The sequence below is a fragment of the Cellulomonas pasadenensis genome, from assembly GCF_047229365.1.
Classification (GTDB): Bacteria; Actinomycetota; Actinomycetes; order Actinomycetales; family Cellulomonadaceae; genus Cellulomonas.
Window position 1 is genome coordinate 1 of the sequence record NZ_JBFTEP010000074.1, and the last position, 18,880, is coordinate 18,880.

The following is an 18,880-nucleotide window of genomic DNA, read 5'->3' on the forward strand; positions in this document are numbered from 1 at the left end:
GGCCGGTGCCGCGGTGCGCGGGTGCCGCCGGTCCGCCGGCGGTGCTGCGGGCCGCGCCGGCGAGGACGCCCGTGCGCGTCACGGCCGGCTCGGTCCGGGGGTCGGTGCGCCGCCCGGTGCGGCGGCGGCCGGACGCGGGCGGCGGCAGCACCTCGTACCGCACGTCGACCCACGTCGTGTCGTCGACCAGGTCGACGCGCTGCACGTTGACGCCGTGCACGCGCCCGCCCAGCAGCCCCTCCAGTCTCGCGACGAGCGCGACCTCGTCGACGTGCGCGCCGTCGAGGACCAGCTCCTGGCGGCGGTGCCGCTGCAGCAGGCGCGGGTGGTCGGCGGCGAGCACGGCGACGAGCAGGAGCGCCATCAGCGCGGGGCCCTGCCACGGCTGCGGCGCGGGGAGCGCGCCGAGGATGCCGAGGGCGAGCGCCGCGAAGTAGTAGGCGACCTCGCGCTGGCCGATCTCGGTCGACCGCAGCCGGATGATCGACAGCACGCCGAAGAGCCCGAGGCCGAGCCCGGCGCCGACGCCGCCGGCGCCGAGCGACGACGCGACGGCGAGCACGCCGACGTTGACGCCGATGAACGCGACGACGAGGTCGCGGCGCCGGTGCCGGCGGAAGTACGTCCACGTGAGCAGACCCACGGCGACCAGGTCGGCCGCGATGAGCACGAGTCGGTCCATGACGGTGTGCACCCCCTGCAGTGCCGTCGGCCGTCCCGGGTGAACTCCCGGTGGACGGTGTGCGAACGACAGGGACACTGCGGGCGCGGCGACCACGCCGTCAACGTCCGAAACGTTTTCCGTATCGATATCGACAACGTTCTCGACGTCGGGCGTCGGCGCCTCGCGGAGCCGCTGTCAGCCCTCCAGGCCGGGCGGCAGCGCCTGCGCGTGGACGACCTGCAGCACCCGTGTCGGGCGCGTCATCGCGACGTACAGGTCACCGCCGGACGCGGCGAGCACCTCGGCGGGCTCGACCAGCACCACCGCGTCGAACTCGAGCCCCTTCGCCTGCGTGGGCGTGAGGACGACCAGCGGGGCGTCGAGGTCGACGGCGTCCCCCGTGGGCGGCGTGTGGCCGAGCGCGCGCAGGGCCGCCACCACCGCGGACGTCCGCGCCCCGACCGCCACGACCGCGGTCCGGCCCGCGCCGCCCGCACCGCCGACCTCCGCTACCAGCGCGTGCGCGGCCGCCGCCGCGTCGGTGACGAGCGCGCCGTCGTCGGCCGACCGGCGCACCCGCAGCGCGTCGTCCACGTCCCGCGCCGACGTCTGCGGGGTGACCGGCAGGCGCGCCGCCCGCGCCACGCGCTGCGCCGCCTGCGCGACCGTCCGCGGCGTGCGGTAGTTGACCGTGAGCTCGGCGAGCCGCCAGCTGCCGCGCAGGACGGGGTCCAGCGTGCGCCCCCAGTCGCGGGCGCCCGCGGCCGCCGACGTCTGCGCCACGTCGCCGACGATCGTGAGCGAGCGCGTCGGCACGCGGCGCAGCAGCGCGCGCCACGCCATCGGCGACAGCTCCTGCGCCTCGTCGACGACGACGTGCCCGTACGCCCACGTCCGGTCGGCCGCGGCGCGCTCGGCCGTCGTCAGCGACGGCCCGCTGCTCGCGAACCGGTCCGCCAGCACCTCGGCCGACACCATGTCGCCCGCACCCGTCGACCGCAGCACGTTGCGCGCGTACTCGACCTCCGCGGCGCGGCGCTCCGCGTCGGCGCGCGCCTGCGCCCGTGCGGCCTGGTCGTCCTCGCCGAGCAGCTCGGCGGCCTCGTCGAGCAGCGGCACGTCCGCCGGCGTCCACGGCGCGTCGGCGGGCCGCGCGAGCAGGCGGCGGTCCGCGGGCGAGAGGTCCGGCGCGGCCGCCTCCAGGCGGTGCGGCTTGGCGTACAGGTCGCGGATCAGGCCCTGCGGCGTGAGCGGCATCCACGCCAGGTTGAGCGCGACCCGGATCTCGCGCGTCGTGCGGAGGTCCTCGACGATCTCGGCGCGGTCCTCCGGCGGGACGTCCCACGCGAGCTGCTGCACGTACTGCTCGGCGAGCCGGGACAGCATGTCGCGCACGAACGTCACGCGGGCCTGGTTGTGCGGCTTGTGCTGACGGCGGGCGCGCGCGATGGCGGCGGCGACGTCGTCCGGGCGCACGACGACCGTCCGGCCGTCGACGCGCACGCGGACCGGCTCGGCGGGCACGCGCTGCCGCTGGCGCACGGCGCGCGCGACGACGCGCGCCATGACGGCCCGGCCCTTCACGGCCGCCACGGCGTCGTCCTCGGCGCCCCGGGCCTCGACGCCCGGGACCAGCTCCGCGACGGTGGCGGTCACGACGCCCGTCTCGCCCAGCGACGGCAGCACCTGGTCGATGTAGCGCAGGAACGTGCGCGACGGCCCCACGAGGAGCACGCCCGAGCGCTCGAGCAGCCGCCGGTGGTTGTACAGCAGGTACGCCGCCCGGTGCAGCGCGACGGCCGTCTTGCCCGTGCCGGGGCCGCCCTGCACGACGAGCGCGCCGCCCAGGTCGGAGCGGATGATCGCGTCCTGCTCGGCCTGGATGGTCGCGACGATGTCGCCCATGCGGCCGGTGCGTCCCGCGCCGAGCGCGGCGAGCAGGGCGCCCTCGCCCGACAGGCCCGACAGGGTCGCCGGGTCGACGCCCGCGGCGGCGAGCGCGTCGAGGTCGAGGACGTCGTCCTCCACGCCCGTGACCCGACGCCCAGCGGTGACCAGGTGGCGGCGGCGGACCACGCCGTCGGGCTGCGCCGACGTGGCGCGGTAGAACGCCTGCGCCGCGGGTGCCCGCCAGTCGGTGAGCAGAGGGGTCTGCTCCTCGTCGGTGAGCCCGATGCGGCCGATGTACCGGCGGTCGCCGTCGACGAGGTCGAGCCGACCGAAGGCGAGCCGCTCCTCGACGGCCTCGAGCTGCGCCACGCGGTCCTCGTAGAGGGTCGCGAAGGCGTCGCGCTCGGAGCGGTTCTGCGGCGACCCCGACGGGCGCTGCCGCCGCACGTCGGCGAGCCGCCGGCGCGCCTGCGCGCGCAGCTCGTCGAGGCGCGCGTACAGCCCGTCGACGACCCGCTGCTCGCCGTCCAGCTCCCGGTCGCTCCCAGCCACCTGCGTGCTCACCCCCGTCGTCGCCACCGTGCGGGCGCACGGGCGGCCGACCATTATCCGCTGCGTCGGGACCGGCCCGTCGCGCCGCCCGTCCGGGGGCGTGTCGCCGTCCCGGCGGTGCACCGCACGGACGGTGCTGCCCTACAGTTCACCCAGCCGATCCCGCACCACCGCGGGGCAGACCTGCGGAAGGACGGGCGTGACGAGCTCCCCGGCCACGTCGGACGACGACGTGCGCACACCCGCGGACGTCGACGGCCGCCTGCGCCTGCTGCTCGTCGAGGACGACGAGGGCGACGCGCTGCTCGTCCAGGAGCACCTCGCCGACGCCGGCCTCGCCGAGCACATCGTGTGGGCCCGCTCCGTGGACGAGGCGCTCGCACACCTCGACGCCGACTGCGTGCTGCTCGACCTCGGCCTGCCCGACGCGATGGGCCTCGGCGCGCTCGAACGCCTCCTGGCGGCCGACGCGCCGCCGCCGATCGTCGTCCTCACGGGCCTGACCGACACCGACGCCGGTCTCGCCGCGCTCGCGGCCGGCGCCCAGGACTACCTCGTCAAGGGCGACGTCGACGGGGAGAGCCTGGCCCGCGCCGTCCGCTACGCCGTGCAGCGCCGCCGCCTCGAGCAGACCGACCGGGCGCTGTACCGCAGCCTCGTGCGCGCCGCCGAGACGAACCGGCTGGAGCGCGCCCTGCTGCCGCGCCCCGTCGTCGCCGACCCGCGCCTGGAGGTCCGCGTGGGCTACCGCGCCGGCCGCGACGGCCTGCTCGGCGGGGACTTCTACGACGTCGTCGAGCGGCCGGACGGCACCGTGCTCGCGCTGGTCGGCGACGTGTGCGGCCACGGCCCCGACGAGGCGGCGCTCGGCGCGACCCTGCGCACCGCCTGGCGCACGCTCGTGCTGGCGGACGTGCCCGCCGACGACATCCTCGGGCTGCTCGAGCGCGTCCTCGACGCCGAGCGGGCCCGGCCGGAGGTCTTCACCACGGTGTCGATGCTCGCCGTGGCGCCCGACCGGCGGTCCGCCGACCTGTACCTCGCGGGGCACCCGGTGCCGTTCCTGCTGGGGGACGGCGTGCACCTGCTGCCCGCCGACGCCCGCGGGCGGGCCCTGGGCATCCCGGTCGGCGGCGGCTGGCCCGCACGGCGCCTCGAGCTGGGGTCGTCGTGGCGGGTGCTCATGTACACCGACGGCCTGCTCGAGGCGACCGTCGGCAGCGGCGGCGAGCGGCTCGGCAAGGCCGGGCTCATGGAGCTCGCCCACGCGACCTCGCGCGCCACCACGGGCGCTCCCGTCCCCGTCCCCGGCCATGAGGAGGACCCCGTGCTCGGCCACCTCATCGGCGCCGTGCGCGCCCGGCACGGCGGCGACCTCGTCGACGACGCCGCCGTGGTCCTGCTGGGGTGGGAGGCGTGAGCCCGGCGACCGTGCGCACGTCCGCGACGCTGCGCCGCCGGCTCGCCGCCCTCTTCGTGTCCGCGGGGCTCGTGCTGGGACTGGTCGTCCTCCTGACGGGGACCGTGTTCGCGCGCACGCTTTCGCTGCAGGAGGCCGTGACGCAGCAGTACTTCCAGGCCGTCAGCGAGACGGACCGGGCGCTCGTGTCGATGGTCGACGCCGAGACCGGGCTGCGGGGCTACGCGCTCACGGGCGACCCCGTGACGCTCGAGCCGTACGAGCGGTCGCTCGAGATCGGTGCCGAGTTCGAGCGGACGGCGCGCGCGGTGGCGGAGCGGTCGGGCGACGACGCCGTCCTCGACGACTACGGGGCCGCCGCCGCGGCCGCACGCGCCTGGTACTCCGAGCACGCGGAGCCGATGATCGCGCAGATCGAGGCGGAGGGCGCCGACTCCGTCTCCCCGGAGCAGGTCGAGCGCGGCCGCGGCTACTTCGACGAGGTCCGTGCGACGGTCGGCACGTACCTCGAGCGGCTGCGCGGCATCCGCTCGGACGCGGTCGCGGACCTGGAGCGCATGACGACCCTCTCGGCGATCCTGCTGACGACCGTCGTGCTCACGGCCGTGGTGGTCGGCGTCCTCATCTGGGTCGCCCTGCGCCGCTGGGTGGTGTCCCCGGTCGACGCGCTCGCGGCCGACGTGCGGGCCGTCGCCGAGGGCGACCTCGACCGTCCGGTCGCCGTGCGGGGACCCGGCGAGATCGAGCAGCTGGCGGGCGACGTCGAGCAGATGCGCGTCGCGCTGGTCGCCCAGCTGGGCGAGCTCCGCACGTCGCGCGCCGAGATCGCCGACGCGCACGAGCGGCTCACCGAGCAGGCCGAGGAGCTGCGGCGCTCCAACCGCGACCTGGAGCAGTTCGCCTACGTGGCGTCGCACGACCTGCAGGAGCCGCTGCGCAAGGTCGCGAGCTTCACGCAGCTGCTGCAGAAGCGGTACGGCGGCCAGCTCGACGAGCGGGCCGACCAGTACATCGACTTCGCCGTCGACGGCGCCAAGCGCATGCAGCGGCTCATCCAGGACCTGCTCGGGTTCTCGCGGGTCGGGCGGGTGGGCGGCGAGGTCGTCGACGTCGACCTCGACAAGGCGCTCGCGCGCGCCGTCGACCAGCTCGACGAGCGCATCGAGGCCGCCGGCGCCGTCGTGACGCACGACCCGCTGCCGACGGTCCGCGGCGAGGAGCCGCTGCTCGTCCAGCTCTTCCAGAACCTCGTCGGGAACGCCGTGAAGTTCCGGCACCCCGACCGTGTGCCGCACGTCCACGTCAGCGCGCGCCGCGTGGAAGACTCCTGGCAGCTCGAGTGCCGGGACAACGGCATCGGCATCGACCCCCAGTACGCCGAGCGCGTCTTCGTCATCTTCCAGCGGCTGCACGCCAAGGACGTCTACGAGGGCACGGGCATCGGCCTGGCGCTGTGCAAGAAGATCGTCGAGTTCCACGGCGGTCGGATCTGGATCCCCGAGACCGAGGGGGAGGGCACCACCATCCGGTGGACCCTGCCCGCGGCCGACGAGGGCTGATTCCCCGCGAGGGGACGACGGGAGCAGTAGTGGCGGACCAGAAGACCATCGAGGTGCTCCTCGTCGAGGACGACCCGGGCGACGTGCTGATGACCCGTGAGGCCTTCGAGCACAACAAGGTCCGCAACCGCCTGTCGGTCGTGTCCGACGGGGTCAGCGCGCTGGAGTTCCTCCGCAAGGAGGGCGAGCACGCCGACGCCCCCACGCCCGACCTCATCCTGCTCGACCTCAACCTGCCGCGGATGGACGGGCGCGAGGTGCTCGAGGCGCTGAAGTCCGACGCCGCGCTGCGCGCCATCCCGGTCGTCGTGCTCACGACGTCCGAGGCGGAGGAGGACGTGCTGCGCATGTACTCGCTGCACGCCAACGCGTACGTCACGAAGCCGGTGGACTTCGACCGCTTCATCGACGTGGTGCGGCAGATCGACGAGTTCTTCGTCGAGGTCGTGCGGCTGCCCGGGCGCTGACGGCTCCCGCGGCGGCCGCAGGCACCGCGGGAAGAGCAGGGGGCCCCGCGGCGTTGCACCGGTGTGACAGGGACGACGACGTGAACGAGCGGAGCGACATGCTGGACCCCCGGGGCATCTACGACGTGGACGTGCAGGTGGCCGAGCGTCTGGACGCGCGCGCGACGGGCGGCAGGGGACCGGTGCTGCTGCACGCGGTGCGCGGGTTCGTCGACGCCGGCCAGGCGGGGCAGCTCGCGGCCGAGCACCTGCTGTCCGCCGGCACGGGCGAGCGGCTGGTCACCTTCGACGTCGACCAGCTCCTCGACTACCGGTCGCGCCGGCCCGTCATGACGTTCGACGGCGACGGCTGGACCGACTACGACGCGCCCCAGCTGGCCGTCGACCTGCTGGAGGACGCGGCGGGCGTCCCGTTCCTGCTGCTGCACGGTGTCGAGCCGGACACGCAGTGGGAGCGCTGGGTCGCCGCCGTGCGGCAGGTCGTGGAGCGGTTCGACGTCCCGCTGGTCGTCGGCGTGCACGGGATCCCCATGGGCGTCCCGCACACCCGGCCGGCGTCGGTGACGGCGCACGCCACGCGCGCCGAGCTGGTCGCCGACCACACCTCGTTCTTCGGCACCGTGCAGGTGCCCGCCAGCGCCACGGCCCTCCTCGAGCTGCGGCTCGGCGAGCAGGGGCACGACGCGCTCGGCTTCGCGGTGCACGTGCCGCACTACCTGGCCCAGTCGGCCTACCCGACGGCGGGGGTGACCGCGTTGCGGCAGGTCGAGCGTGCGACGGGGCTCGACCTCGCCGTCGCCGCGCTGGAGCCCGCCGCCGAGGAGGCGATGCGGGAGGTCGAGCGCCAGGTGGCGCAGGCGCCCGAGGTCGCGTCGGTGGTCGAGGCGCTCGAGGAGCAGTACGACGCCTTCACCCGCAGCATCGGGCGCACCAGCCTGCTCGCGCAGACGACCGACCTGCCCACGGCCGAGGAGATCGGCGCCGAGCTCGAGCGGTTCCTCGCCGAGCAGACGGACGACGACCCCGGCCGCTGACGGGCGCGCGCGACGCCGGACCGGCGGCGCGCTCGCGGGCGTCGTCGTGACCGGATCGTTGCCGGCGGCAGGCGGACGCATGTCCACCTGACGTGGCGTGCGCCACACGACGCGTGCAAGGATGCGGCCGTTGCAGTGACGTACGGACGCTCGACCGGACCCGTGGTCGCCCCGTCAGGCGCGAGGCGCGGAACCGTCGGCCCTCGCGGGTCGGACCACCCGGTGCAGGACGTGAGGCATTGCGGCGCGGCGCGGGCACGGTGCCCGCGCCGGTCACCGGTGGGACGCGAAGGAAGCACGACATGGCACAGGGTGCGGTCAAGTGGTTCAACGCCGAGAAGGGCTACGGGTTCATCGCCCAGGACGGCGGCGGCGCCGACGTCTTCGTCCACTACTCGGCCATCGACTCCCAGGGCTACCGCTCGCTCGACGAGGGGCAGCGCGTGGAGTTCGAGATCACGCAGGGCGCGAAGGGTCCGCAGGCGGAGCACGTCCGCCCGCTGTGACACCTGCGCGATGAGCTCGGCCGGGCCTCGGCCCGGCCGCACGACGGGGCCGTACCCACGGGTGCGGCCCCGTCGTCGTGCGCGGTCCGTCGTCCCCCGGCCCGGCCGGTCAGGTCGTGGCCGGTTCGGGTGGCGACGCGGGTGGGGCGTGCGGCGGCTCCTGCGGCGGGTCGTGCAGCGCGGTCGCGCGGCCGACGAACCCGTCGAGCTCGGCGCCCACGAGGATGCGTGCCGGGACGGGCAGGGTGCGCAGCGTCCGTGCGAGCGCCGGGTCGTCGAGCAGGCCGTCGTCGTCGGTGCCCGCGAGGACGACGTTGCCGTAGTGGCGGCCGCGCAGCTGCCCCGGCTCCGCGACGACGGCCACGTGCCGGAAGACGCCGGCGAGCGTCGCCGCCTCGGCCCGGGCGAGGGCGAGCGGCGGCCGGTCGGCGCAGTTGGCGAGGTAGACGCCGCCGGGCCGCAGCACGCGCGCCACCTCGCGGGCGACCTCGCTGGTCGTCAGGTGGTCGGGCGTGCGGTCGCCGGCGAAGACGTCGCGCACGACGACGTCCCACGACGCGTCGCCCACGCCGGTGAGCTCGGCGCGCGCCTCGCCGGTGCGCAGGCGCAGGCGCGGTGCGCGGGGGAGCGCGAACCACGCGCGCACGAGCCGGGCCAGCTCGCCGTCGAGCTCGACGGCGAGCTGGCGCGCGCCGGGGTACCGGTGGGCCAGCGTGCGCGCGAGCGCGCAGCCGCCGGCGCCGAGGTGCAGCACCGCGGGGTCGGGGCGCCGGTCGGCGAGCGTGCCGACGACCGCGGCCATCTGCTGCATGTACTCGAAGTCGAGCAGGTCGGGGTCGTCGAGGTCGACGAACGAGCTCGGCACGCCGTTGACCAGCAGCGTCGCGGCGCGCGGGCGTCCCGGCTCGGGCACGACCTCCGCCGTGCCGGTCGCGACGGCGACGGGCCCCACGGGCCACGGCGCCACGTCCGGCGCGGGTGTCGGTGGTCGGCGGGAGGATGCGGTGCGACGGGCCACCGGGTCACGGTAACGGCCCGTCGGCGCGAGCCCGTGACCGACAAGGGATTGCGCTATTCGAACAGGTGTTCGATCATGGTGTCGGCGGAGGTGCCGCCACGAGGGAGGTGGGTGCGATGTCCGGACGGGTGAGCGTCCTGCGACCCGAGGCGGCCACCGCCCTGCCGCCGCAGACCGCCGACCTGCTCGCGCGGGCGGACGCCGAGCTCTTGGCGGCCCAGTTCTCCGGCGAGCCGTGGGAGATGTTCTCGCACGCCCACCTCGCGGCCCTGCGTGCCGGCGCGGCCGTCGTCGCCGCCCGGGGGCGTCCCGCGGGCCGCGGTGCGCCGCGGACGGTCTGGGGCATGCTCGACGCGGTGGCGCCCGAGCTGCACGCGCACTCGGCGTTCTTCGCCCAGTCGGCCGCCCTGCGCTCCGCCGTCGACGCCGGCCGGTTCGAGCTGGTGTCGGAGGCCAGGGCCGAGCGGGCGCTGTGCGCGGCCGAGGACCTCGTCGACGCCGCCCGCGCGCTGCTGCTCGGCGACGCGGCGACGCCGGCGCGCGCGCTGGCGTCCCGGTGAGCGGTCATCCGACCGTGCCCGCCGAGGACGGCTGCCACGTCCTGCACGTGGAGGTGGACGCGCCGGCGGCGCAGGTCGCGCTGATGCGCAGGCCCGAGCTCGCGGGGCTGCCCGTGCTGGTCGACGACGGCGGCCGGGTGCGCGACGCGTCGGCCCCGGCGCGCGCGTTCGGGGTGCGAGCGGGGGACGACCTGGCGGCCGCCCTGGCGCGCTGCCCGCACGCGGTCGTCGTCGCGGCGGACCCCGCGGCCGAGGACGCCGTGCGGGCGGGTCTGCTCGCGGTCCTCGAGGACGTCACCGCCCTCGTGGAGCCGGTGGGCGACGCGGGCGCGTACGTCGACGTGGGCGGCGCCCGTCGTCGGCTCGGTCCGCCCACGGCGATCGCCTGGGGGGTCCGTGAACGGCTGCGGGAGCAGCACGGCGTGACGTGCTCGGTCGGGATCGGTGCGACCAAGGTGGTCGCCCGGCTCGCCGGTCGCGCGGCCGGCCCCGACGGCGTCCTGCTGGTGCCGCACGCCGCGACGGCGCGGTTCCTGGGGGACCAGCCCGTGGCGGCGCTCGCGGAGGTCGACGGCCCCCTCGAGGCGGCGCTCGCCGCGGCCGGCATCCGGCGGCTCGGGGAGCTGGCGGACGCCTCGGCCGTGCTCCTGCGCGGCCTCGACCGGCCCGCGACGGTGCACTGGCTCCGCGACCTCGCCCGGGGCCGCGACGCCCGGCCGGTGGTGCCCCGGCCGCGGTCGGCGGCCGACCCCGTCGTGCGGGTCGACGTCCCGTGCGCCGCGGCGCGCGGGCAGCGGGACGTGCTGGACGAGCTGCTGCGGGAGGCGGCGCACGCGTGCGGCCGCGCGCTCGGGGTGCGCCGGCAGGCCGGCCGCACCGTGGCGCTCACCGTGCGCACGGCCGACGGGGCCGAGCACACCCGCTCGCGCGCCCTGACGACGCCGTCCGACCGCGGCCGCGAGCTCCACCTGGTCGCGCGGGACCTCCTCGCCGGCCTCACGTGGGTCGCGGTGCCGGAGTCGCTGACCGTGGCCGTCGGGCGTCTGCAGGACGTCCCGGCGGGCGTGCGCGGACCCGTCGCGGGCGAGCGGACCGACGCCGTGCCGCCTCTCGCAGGCCCCGTCGCCGTCCCGGCGGGCACCGTCGCGGGCACGGACGGCCTGCCGTGGCGAGTCTCACCCGGAACGGTCGCCCGCGTGGCGCAGCGCTCGACTTCCACCATCGTCACCGCCGACATATCCTGATCACCCATAGTCCACCGGAGTGCGACGGGGGTCGTCATGCCTCTCTCCGAGTACGAGCAGCGCGTTCTGGAGCAGATGGAACGTCAGCTGACCTCTGACGACCCTCGGCTCGCGAACACGCTGACCAGCCGCGGCGGTCGTCGCCCGGTCATGCGGTACGTCATCGCCGGCGCGGGTGCCGTCGTCGGACTGCTGCTCCTGGTCGTCGGTGCCGCGTCGTCCGAGCCGTGGCTCGGTGCCCTCGGCTTCGTCGTGATGTTCGCCGCCGTCGCGTCCGCGTTCGCCGCGCCGCGTCGTACGCGGTCGGGGCCGCAGGGAGCCGTCCGCCCGGACGGCACCGTCCGCCGTCCCACGGGCGCGACACGGCCCGCCACGCGCAAGCAGGGCTTCATGTCCCGCATGGAGGAGCGCTGGGACCGTCGGCGCCACGAGGGCGACCGCTGACCCGCGCCCGCCCCGGCGCGGCCTCCTGACCTGCGCAGCCGCCTGACCGACGCGGCCTGCTGACCGACCCCGCCGCCTGAACCCGAGCGCCGACCGCGGCGCACCGGGCACACGCACCGCCCGCTCCCGTCCGCAGTCACGCGGACGACGACGCCGCCGGCTCCTCGAGCCGGCGGCGTCGTCGCGCCGGGACGCGGCGGGCAGCACCCCGGCGGGCCCGGCGAGGGGACGAGCAGCGTCGCGCGCACCGGTCGAGCGCTGCGCACGGCGCACCGGTCGAGCGCTGCGCACGCACGCGGCACGAGCGACCGCGGACCCGCCGTCGTCGGCCGTCAGCCCGAGGACCGGCCGATCCGCGGCACCGCGCCGGCGCGCGGACGCTCGCCGAGGAGCTCGGTGACCCCGTCGCGCACGGCGGCCACCCACCCGTCGAGCGCGGCCGGGTCGACGTCCTGCGGCGTGGGGGCGTACCGGCCGCTCTCGACGGCCGCGACGAGATGCTCGAACGCGGCGAGGGCCGCGCCGTCGAGCGTGCCCTCGGCGCGCAGCAGCAGCGCGCGCTGCACGTCGCGCAGCGCGCCGCGAGGGGTCGCCGCGTCGGACCAGGTGAGCTCGAGGCGCGCGAGGTCACGCCGCAGCGTCGCCCAGGCGCGCTCGGGCGTCGTCTCGACCACCCGGCGGCCGCGCCGGGACAGCAGCAGCACGGTCGCGCCGCCGCCCAGCACGAGGACGCCGAGCCCCACGGTGAGGGCGACGGCCGGCCAGGGCACGGAGTCGTCCTCCGTGGCGGGCGCCGACGTCGGCGGTGCGGTGGCGGTCGCCGCGGGCGCCGGCGCGACGCGCCCCGGCGTGAGCTCCTCCGGCACCGAGCCCGGCGCCTGGACGCCCGTGAACGGGTCCGCCCACGTCGGCGGCGCGCCGGTCTGCGAGGCGGGTGTCGGCTCGAACCGGACCCAGCCCTGGCCCTCGAAGTACAGCTCGGGCCACGCGTGCGCGAGCCGGCCGGTGACGACGTACGAGCCGTCCTCCGCCCGCTCGCCGGGCAGGAAGCCGACACCGACCCGGGCCGGGATGTCGAGCATGCGCGCCATGACCGTCATCGCGGTCGCGAACTGCACGCAGTAGCCGCGCCGCGACTCGAGGAAGTCCCACACGGCGTCGGACGTGCGGGCGGGCGGCACGCGCGTGTCGTACGTGAAGTTCGACGCCGACCGGAGCCAGCCCTGCAGCGCCATCGCCTGCGCGTAGGGGGTCTCGGCGTCCGCGGTCAGCTCGGCGACGAGGCGCTCGACGTCGTCGCGGTGCTCGGTGTCCGGCACCGCCGTGTACAGGCCGGCGTCCGGCGGCGTGCCCACGGGCGCGTCGCGCAGCTCGTCGGCGGTGAGCTGGGGGACCTGCACGAGCATGGAGTACGCCAGGTCGGCGTCCGTGGAGTCCTGGCCGACGACCTCGTCGCGCCGCGGGTCCCAGGCCCAGTCGCCCGGCACCTGCACCGTGCGCGGGTGCGTGCTCACGGGCAGGCGACGCTCGCGCAGGGCGCCGACCACGACGTCGACCTGGGCGAGCGTGCCGGCGGTCGCGTCGGGCACCGAGCCGGCGACGGCCGCGTCGGAGGACAGCAGGGTCGTGGGGTCCCACTCCTGCACCGCCTCGGGCTCGGTGCGCTGCCACGTCCGCCCGTCGAAGGCCGTCAGCGTGAACGCGCGCAGCGGCCCGACGAGCCGGGCGTCGACCGCCCGAGCCGTCGCTGCCGTCTCCTCGACCGACGGCAGCGCGGCGACGCCGGCCTCGTCGTCGTCCGTGCCGTCCGGCCCCGCGGTGGGGTCGACGACGCTGTACCGGAGCACCTCCTGCGCCGAGCGCGCGCCGAGGCTCTCGCGCAGGTCGAGCTGGTCGCTGAGCTCGAGGGGCCCGACGGGTGCCGCGCCGAGCTGGGGAAGCCCCACCGACGCCCAGCCGGGGACGTCCATGAGCGGCGGTCCGGCCACGAGCGCGACCGTGGCGACCAGGGCCGCACCCGCGCCGGTCGTGACGACGCGGCGGCGCCGGCCCGCGTGCGCGTGCTGCGGCGCCGCGCCGTAGGCGAGCAGCGCGAGGTACGCCACGCCCGTCCAGAACACCGGCGCGCCGCCGGCGGGGAAGCCGAGCAGGACACCCGGCACCCACAGCGCCACCAGCGCGAGCCCGGACAGCGCCGGCACCCGCAGCGCGACCACGGCGAGGTCGACCAGCAGCAGCACGGCGAGCGCCCCGACCACGACGAGGAGCTCGCCCGGCCGGACGTCCGGCATGGGCACGAACGAGTCGTTGACGACGGCCACGCCCTCGCGCGCCAGCGCCCAGGTGCGCCGGAACGCGTCCGGGTCGGGCAGGAACTGGGGACGTCCCGGCGGGGCGCCGTAGCGCAGCACGAGCCCGACGACGGCCACCGCGGCCCCGACGGCCGTCGGGGCCCACCACGTCCGCGTGAGCGCGCGGGTGACGGCGGTGACGACCGCGACGAGGAGCACGGCCACGCACGCGACCACGAACCACCGGCGGCCCGCGATGAGCGTGCCCAGCGCCAGCAGGCCGGCCCACGTGGCGGCGACGGCGAGTGCCGTGCCCACGACCGCCCGGACGCCCTGCTCGGGCCCGTGCGGCCGGTTCACCGCGTGCTCCCGAGCAGTCGCAGCCAGCAGGCGACGGGGTCCTCGCCGGCGGTCGCGCCCGCGACCCGCCAGCCGGCGCGCACGAGCGCGGCCTGCGTGTGCTGGGCGTCGCGGGTGTCGCCCGCGTGCCGGCCGTCCGTCTGCACGAGCGCCCAGCCGTGGGCGGAGTCGCCGACGTGCGCGAGGGCCGCGCGCGCCGGTCCGGACAGCGCGCCGAGCACGGCGATGACGATCTCGCCGCCGTCGGCCGTGTGCAGCAGGCGCGCCGCGTCGAGCAGGTGGGCGTCGGCCTCGGCGGACGAGCGCGCCGGCTCGAGGTCGATCGTCATGTCGAGGAGCGCGGCGCGGGCCTCCGGGCCACCGCGGGCGTGCACGAAGGCGGACGCGCCGACCGCGCCCCGACCCGCGGCGATGCCGGCGCCGACGAGGCGCACGGGGTGCCCGCCGTCCAGCATGGCGAGGGCCACGGACGCGGCGAGGGAGATCGTCCACTCGGCGGTGCTCTGCCGCACCGGCAGGTCGAGCAGCACGGTGACCGGGCGCATGCCGGCGCGCTCGTCCGAGCGGACGAGCAGCGCGCCGCGGCGGGCGCTGGAGCGCCAGTGCACGCGACGCAGGTCGTCGCCCTCGCGGTAGTCGCGCAGGTTCGCGTCGTCGGTCGACGGCGTGCGGGCGCCCAGCGCGACGCGGTCGGGCTCGCCGACGAGCACGTCGCTCGGCGCGGGCAGGGCCGTGACGGCCGGCCACACGGCGACCTCCGACTCGCGGCCGAGCGTCGTGCGCGCGCGCACGACGCCGAACACGTCGGTGCGGCTGACGACGAGGGGGCCGAGGGGCCAGCGGCCGCGCTGCGTGGTGCGGACGGGGTAGGTCACCGCGACGTGGTCGGCGGCGCGGCGCACGCGGGCGCGCAGCGGCCGGCCGCCCGACAGCTCCACGGCGGCCTGCTCCGCGAAGCGCAGCCCGGCGAGCCGTGCGCGGCCGGCCCCGTCGGCCGCGCGCACGTCGACCCGCACCTGCGCCTCGTCGCCGGCGTGCACGGGGTTCGGGCTGACGTCGCGGACGACGTCGAGCCGGCGCCGTCCGCGCGCGGGGTCGCCGAGCGCGACGGCGGCGAGGGCGACGCCGACGAGCACGAGCAGCAGGACGCCGGCGCGCACCAGGTCGAGCGAGCCGAGCGACACGCCGAGCTGGAGCGCGACGACGCCCGCAGCGGCCAGCGCCCAGCCGCGCGGGGTGGGCCGCAGGCGCATCAGCCCAGCGCGCGCCGCACGCGGGCGGGCGGGTCGAGGGCGGGCACGGGGGTCCGCGCGAGGATGTCGCCGACGACGTCCTGCGTCGTGCGGCCCGACAGCCGCGACTCGGTGCTGGGCAGCAGCCGGTGCGCCAGGACCGGCACGGCCAGCTCCTGCACGTCGTCGGGGAGGACGTGGTCGCGCCCGCCGATGGCCGCGAGCGCCTTCGCGGCCCGCAGCAGCTGGATCGCCGCGCGCGGGGACGCACCGAGCCGCAGGCCAGGGTCCTCGCGGGACGCGGCGACGAGGTCGACCACGTACCGCTTGAGCGCGGGAGCGGCGTACAGGCGGCGGGCGACGTCGACGAGGCGGCCCACCTCGGCGGCCGTCGTCACGGGCCGCAGCCGCTCGAGCGGGTCGGCCGTCTCCTGCACGTCCAGCATCGCGATCTCCGCGTCGACGCTCGGGTACCCGACCGTCAGGCGCGCCATGAACCGGTCGCGCTGCGCCTCCGGCAGGGGATAGGTCCCCTCCATCTCCACCGGGTTCTGCGTCGCGACGACGAGGAACGGGCGGGGGAGCGGGTACGTGCGCCCGTCGACGGTCGCCTGCGCCTCCTGCATGCACTCCAGCAGCGCGGACTGCGTCTTGGGGGAGGCGCGGTTGATCTCGTCGCCGATGACGACGTGCGCGAACACCGGTCCGGGACGGAACTCGAACTCGTGCGTCTGCGCGCGGAAGATGCTGACGCCGGTGAGGTCGCTGGGCAGCAGGTCCGGCGTGAACTGGATGCGCCCGACCGGCGCGTCGATGCTGCGCCCGATCGCCTTGGCGAGCGTGGTCTTGCCGACGCCGGGCACGTCCTCGAGGAGCAGGTGCCCCTCGGCGAGGAGCACCGCGAGGGCGACGCGGACGAGCTCCGGACGCCCGGTGACGACGGACTCGATGCCGGCGCGGAGCCGGCGTGTGACGGAGACGAGCCCGTCGAGCTCGTCCGGTGACGGCAGTGCCTGCATGTGTGCGACTCCCTCGGCGGACTGGGACGAGCGTACGTGGCGCGCGCCACGTCCGGGGGCGGTCCGCCCCACTTCCCTCCACCCGCGGCGCGGACCGCCCCCACCTCCCCCCACGTCTCTCCCCGCGCCGGCCGCACGGCGTCCGGATCGCCCGCGATCGGACCGTTTCGTCCTGCCGGTGCAATCCGTCGCGGAGGTGCGACACGTCGGTGACGCGTCGTGTCCTCCACTTCACTCCACGTCTCTGACCTGCATGAACGCGTGCCGTAAGGGTGAAGTTGGCGTTTCTACGAGATGCGCGTGGAGGGAAGTGGAGTACCGTGGAGGCACGTGGAGAGACGGGGAGCGACCGCTCTCCCGCGGTGGGTGGACACGGCAGGGACGGGCTCAGGAGGGAGTGAGGTGTCGCATGACTCGACCGGCGCCTTCGGCTCCTTCGCGCCCTTCCTCGGGACGTACACGCCACGCCTGGACGACAAGGGCCGGCTCATCCTCCCGGCGAAGTTCCGGCCGCAGCTCGCCCCGGGGCTCGTCATGACGCGCGGGCAGGAGCGGTGCCTCTTCCTGCTGCCGATGGACGAGTTCCGCCGCATGCACGACCAGCTCCGGCAGGCGCCCGTCACGAGCAAGCAGGCGCGGGACTACCTGCGCGTCTTCCTCTCCGGGGCCAGCGACGAGCTGCCCGACAAGCAGGGACGCATCTCCATCCCGCCGGTCCTGCGCAAGTACGCGGGGCTGGACCGGGACGTCGCCGTCATCGGCACCGGCACCCGCGTCGAGATCTGGGACCTCGAGGCGTGGGAGACCTATCTGTCCGAGCAGGAGGCGGGGTACGCCGACACGACCGAGGAGGTCTTCCCCAACGGCCCGTTCTGAGCCGTCCGCCCCACCCGTCGTCCGCCGACACCCGACGCAGCACCCGCCACCGCCGGCACACCTCGCCGGTGGTGCGGCCCCGTACACCCTGCTCCGCCCGACGAGACCTCCTCCCGTCCGCTCTGACGCACTTCCCCGGCGCCAGAGAGGTCGGTGGGGGATCTGGCCGGACGGAGGAGGGTCCGCCCGGCCGGCACCCCGGCGGTGGGCAGCACGACGACCGACCGGTCGTGCCGCCACCGACGCACCACCGACGCACCACCACGACGCAGCAGGAGGAGGAGGGCCATGGGCGAGCCGACCGACGCGGACGCCGCGTCGCGGCACGTGCCCGTCCTCCTGCAGCGCTGCCTCGACCTGCTGGCCCCCGCGCTCGCGGAGCCCGGCGCCGTGATGGTCGACGCGACGCTCGGCATGGGCGGTCACACCGAGGGCGTGCTGCGCGCGTTCGAGCACGTGCGGGTGGTCGGCATCGACCGGGACCCGCAGGCGCTCGCGCTCGCCGGTGCGCGGCTCGCACCGTTCGGCGAGCGGTTCACGCCCGTGCACGCCGTCTACGACGAGATCCCCGACGTGCTCGAGCGCCTGGGCCTGCCGTCCGTGCGGGGCGTCCTCATGGACCTCGGGGTGTCGTCGCTGCAGCTCGACGAGACGGAGCGCGGGTTCGCGTACGCGCACGACGCGCCGCTCGACATGCGCATGGACCCGACGCGCGGCGTCACGGCGGCGGACGTGCTCAACACCTACGACGAGCGTGCCCTCGCGCGGGTGCTGCACGTCTACGGCGAGGAGCGCTTCGCGGCCCGGATCGCGCGGGCCGTCGTGCGCCGCCGCGAGCAGGCCCCGCTGGCGCGGACCGCCGAGCTCGTCGACATCGTCCGCGCGAGCATCCCCGCGGCGACGCGCAAGACCGGCGGGCACCCCGCCAAGCGCACCTTCCAGGCGCTGCGGATCGAGGTGAACGGCGAGCTCGCCGCGCTCGAGCGTGCGCTGCCCGCCGCGATCGAGGCGCTCGCGGTCGGGGGACGCGTCGTGGTCGAGTCCTACCAGTCGCTCGAGGACCGCCTCGTCAAGCGCGCGCTCGCCGCGGGCGCGACGTCGAGCGCACCCCCCGACCTGCCCGTCGAGCCGGCGACGCACGCGCCGTACCTGCGCCTGCTGACCCGCGGCGCCGAGGAGGCCGACGCCGAGGAGCTGGCACGCAACCCGCGCGCCCAGTCCGTCCGGCTGCGGGCCGCCGAGCGCCTGCGCCCCACCCCCGATCACCTGCGTACCGCGAGGAGAACCGCATGAGCGCCCTGCCTGCCAGCGCCGCACGCACCGCGCGTGCGTACCCGCTGCCCGCCCGTCTGTCCGCCGCGCCGGCGCCCCGCCTGCGGGTCGTGCGCGCACCCGAGCAGGCACGCTCGCGGGTGCCGTTCGTCATCGCGTGCATGGCGGTCCTCGCGGGCGCGCTGCTCACCGCGCTGCTGCTCAACACGCAGATGGCGTCGCTCGCGTTCGAGCGGTACGAGCTGTCGAACGAGCTGAGCCGGCTCGACCAGGACCGCAAGGACCTCGTCGCCGCGCTCGACCAGCGCTCGTCGCCCGCGCGCCTCGCGGAGGCCGCGCGCGGCCTCGGCATGGTGGAGGCGAACGGCACCGGCTGGCTGCGGCTCGCGGACGGCAGCGTCCAGGGGACCCACGACACGAAGAACCGTGGCGAGGTCCGTGGTGGCGGCAAGAAGCCGTACAAGCAGAAGGG

The 18,880-nt window shown here is 76.5% G+C and carries 17 protein-coding genes; 11 read left to right on the top strand and 6 right to left on the bottom strand.

Annotation, left to right across the window (positions count from 1 at the left end; genetic code table 11):
• On the bottom strand, positions 1 to 682 hold a 682-nt coding region (locus AB6N23_RS11485), incomplete at its 3' end, for a DUF4956 domain-containing protein (RefSeq protein WP_412866195.1).
• A 177-nt stretch (positions 683 to 859) separates the two neighbouring features.
• Positions 860 to 3,106 (bottom strand): HelD family protein, encoded by a 2,247-nt coding sequence (locus AB6N23_RS11490; RefSeq protein WP_412866206.1) that lies wholly within the window; start codon positions 3,104 to 3,106, stop codon positions 860 to 862.
• Positions 3,107 to 3,305: 199 nt separating this feature from the next.
• On the opposite strand from AB6N23_RS11490, the gene AB6N23_RS11495 reads away from it, so the two are divergent.
• The 5 genes from AB6N23_RS11495 to AB6N23_RS11515 all read left to right on the top strand — a co-directional run bounded on the left by AB6N23_RS11495 (position 3,306) and on the right by AB6N23_RS11515 (position 8,092).
• On the top strand, positions 3,306 to 4,526 hold the full coding sequence (locus tag AB6N23_RS11495) for a PP2C family protein-serine/threonine phosphatase (RefSeq protein ID WP_412866196.1): 1,221 nt from the start codon (positions 3,306 to 3,308) through the stop codon (positions 4,524 to 4,526).
• Complete coding sequence (locus AB6N23_RS11500; protein WP_412866197.1) at positions 4,523 to 6,085, top strand: sensor histidine kinase; 1,563 nt, start codon at positions 4,523 to 4,525, stop codon at positions 6,083 to 6,085. The genes AB6N23_RS11495 and AB6N23_RS11500 overlap by 4 nt, the downstream gene beginning before the upstream one ends.
• A 29-nt stretch (positions 6,086 to 6,114) precedes the next feature.
• Positions 6,115 to 6,552, top strand: a complete 438-nt coding sequence (locus AB6N23_RS11505) for a response regulator (RefSeq protein ID WP_378205028.1) — start codon at positions 6,115 to 6,117, stop codon at positions 6,550 to 6,552.
• A gap of 98 nt (positions 6,553 to 6,650) precedes the next feature.
• A complete protein-coding gene (locus tag AB6N23_RS11510) occupies positions 6,651 to 7,586 on the top strand; it encodes a proteasome assembly chaperone family protein (RefSeq protein WP_412866207.1) in 936 nt (311 codons plus the stop codon).
• A gap of 302 nt (positions 7,587 to 7,888) precedes the next feature.
• Positions 7,889 to 8,092 (top strand): cold-shock protein, encoded by a 204-nt coding sequence (locus AB6N23_RS11515; protein WP_378205031.1) that lies wholly within the window; start codon positions 7,889 to 7,891, stop codon positions 8,090 to 8,092.
• 109 nt (positions 8,093 to 8,201) lie between these two features.
• On the opposite strand, the gene AB6N23_RS11520 is transcribed toward AB6N23_RS11515, so the two are convergent.
• The gene (locus AB6N23_RS11520) at positions 8,202 to 9,110 is read right to left on the bottom strand and encodes a spermidine synthase (protein WP_412866198.1); all 909 of its coding nucleotides are present in this window, start codon (positions 9,108 to 9,110) and stop codon (positions 8,202 to 8,204) included.
• A gap of 128 nt (positions 9,111 to 9,238) precedes the next feature.
• Between AB6N23_RS11520 and AB6N23_RS11525 the strand changes: the two genes are divergently transcribed.
• From AB6N23_RS11525 to AB6N23_RS11535, 3 genes are read left to right on the top strand one after another with little or no spacing between them, the layout of a single operon-like run.
• The gene (locus AB6N23_RS11525; RefSeq protein ID WP_412866199.1) at positions 9,239 to 9,670 is read left to right on the top strand and encodes an SAV_6107 family HEPN domain-containing protein; all 432 of its coding nucleotides are present in this window, start codon (positions 9,239 to 9,241) and stop codon (positions 9,668 to 9,670) included.
• 14 nt (positions 9,671 to 9,684) lie between these two features.
• Positions 9,685 to 10,914 (top strand): DNA polymerase Y family protein, encoded by a 1,230-nt coding sequence (locus tag AB6N23_RS11530; protein WP_412866200.1) that lies wholly within the window; start codon positions 9,685 to 9,687, stop codon positions 10,912 to 10,914.
• A gap of 36 nt (positions 10,915 to 10,950) precedes the next feature.
• Complete coding sequence (locus AB6N23_RS11535) at positions 10,951 to 11,358, top strand: SCO2097 family morphological protein (RefSeq protein ID WP_412866201.1); 408 nt, start codon at positions 10,951 to 10,953, stop codon at positions 11,356 to 11,358.
• A gap of 332 nt (positions 11,359 to 11,690) precedes the next feature.
• Here AB6N23_RS11535 and AB6N23_RS11540 read toward each other — a convergent pair whose 3' ends face one another.
• From AB6N23_RS11540 to AB6N23_RS11550, 3 genes are read right to left on the bottom strand one after another with little or no spacing between them, the layout of a single operon-like run.
• On the bottom strand, positions 11,691 to 14,009 hold the full coding sequence (locus AB6N23_RS11540; protein ID WP_412866202.1) for a transglutaminase TgpA family protein: 2,319 nt from the start codon (positions 14,007 to 14,009) through the stop codon (positions 11,691 to 11,693).
• Entirely contained in the window at positions 14,006 to 15,262 is a 1,257-nt protein-coding gene (locus AB6N23_RS11545; protein WP_412866203.1) for a DUF58 domain-containing protein, read from the bottom strand. The genes AB6N23_RS11540 and AB6N23_RS11545 overlap by 4 nt, the downstream gene beginning before the upstream one ends.
• Entirely contained in the window at positions 15,262 to 16,260 is a 999-nt protein-coding gene (locus tag AB6N23_RS11550) for an AAA family ATPase (RefSeq protein WP_378205052.1), read from the bottom strand. The genes AB6N23_RS11545 and AB6N23_RS11550 overlap by 1 nt, the downstream gene beginning before the upstream one ends.
• 402 nt (positions 16,261 to 16,662) lie before the next feature.
• Here AB6N23_RS11550 and mraZ point away from each other — a divergent pair, with 402 nt between their 5' ends.
• The 3 genes from mraZ to ftsL all read left to right on the top strand — a co-directional run.
• Positions 16,663 to 17,136, top strand: a complete 474-nt coding sequence (mraZ, locus tag AB6N23_RS11555; RefSeq protein WP_378205056.1) for a division/cell wall cluster transcriptional repressor MraZ — start codon at positions 16,663 to 16,665, stop codon at positions 17,134 to 17,136.
• A 288-nt stretch (positions 17,137 to 17,424) separates the two neighbouring features.
• Positions 17,425 to 18,429, top strand: coding sequence for a 16S rRNA (cytosine(1402)-N(4))-methyltransferase RsmH (gene rsmH / locus AB6N23_RS11560; protein ID WP_412866204.1), 1,005 nt, complete (start codon positions 17,425 to 17,427; stop codon positions 18,427 to 18,429).
• Positions 18,426 to 18,880, top strand: a 455-nt coding sequence (gene ftsL, locus AB6N23_RS11565) for a cell division protein FtsL (protein WP_412866205.1), incomplete at its 3' end; no start/stop codon positions are given. The genes rsmH and ftsL, both read left to right, overlap by 4 nt.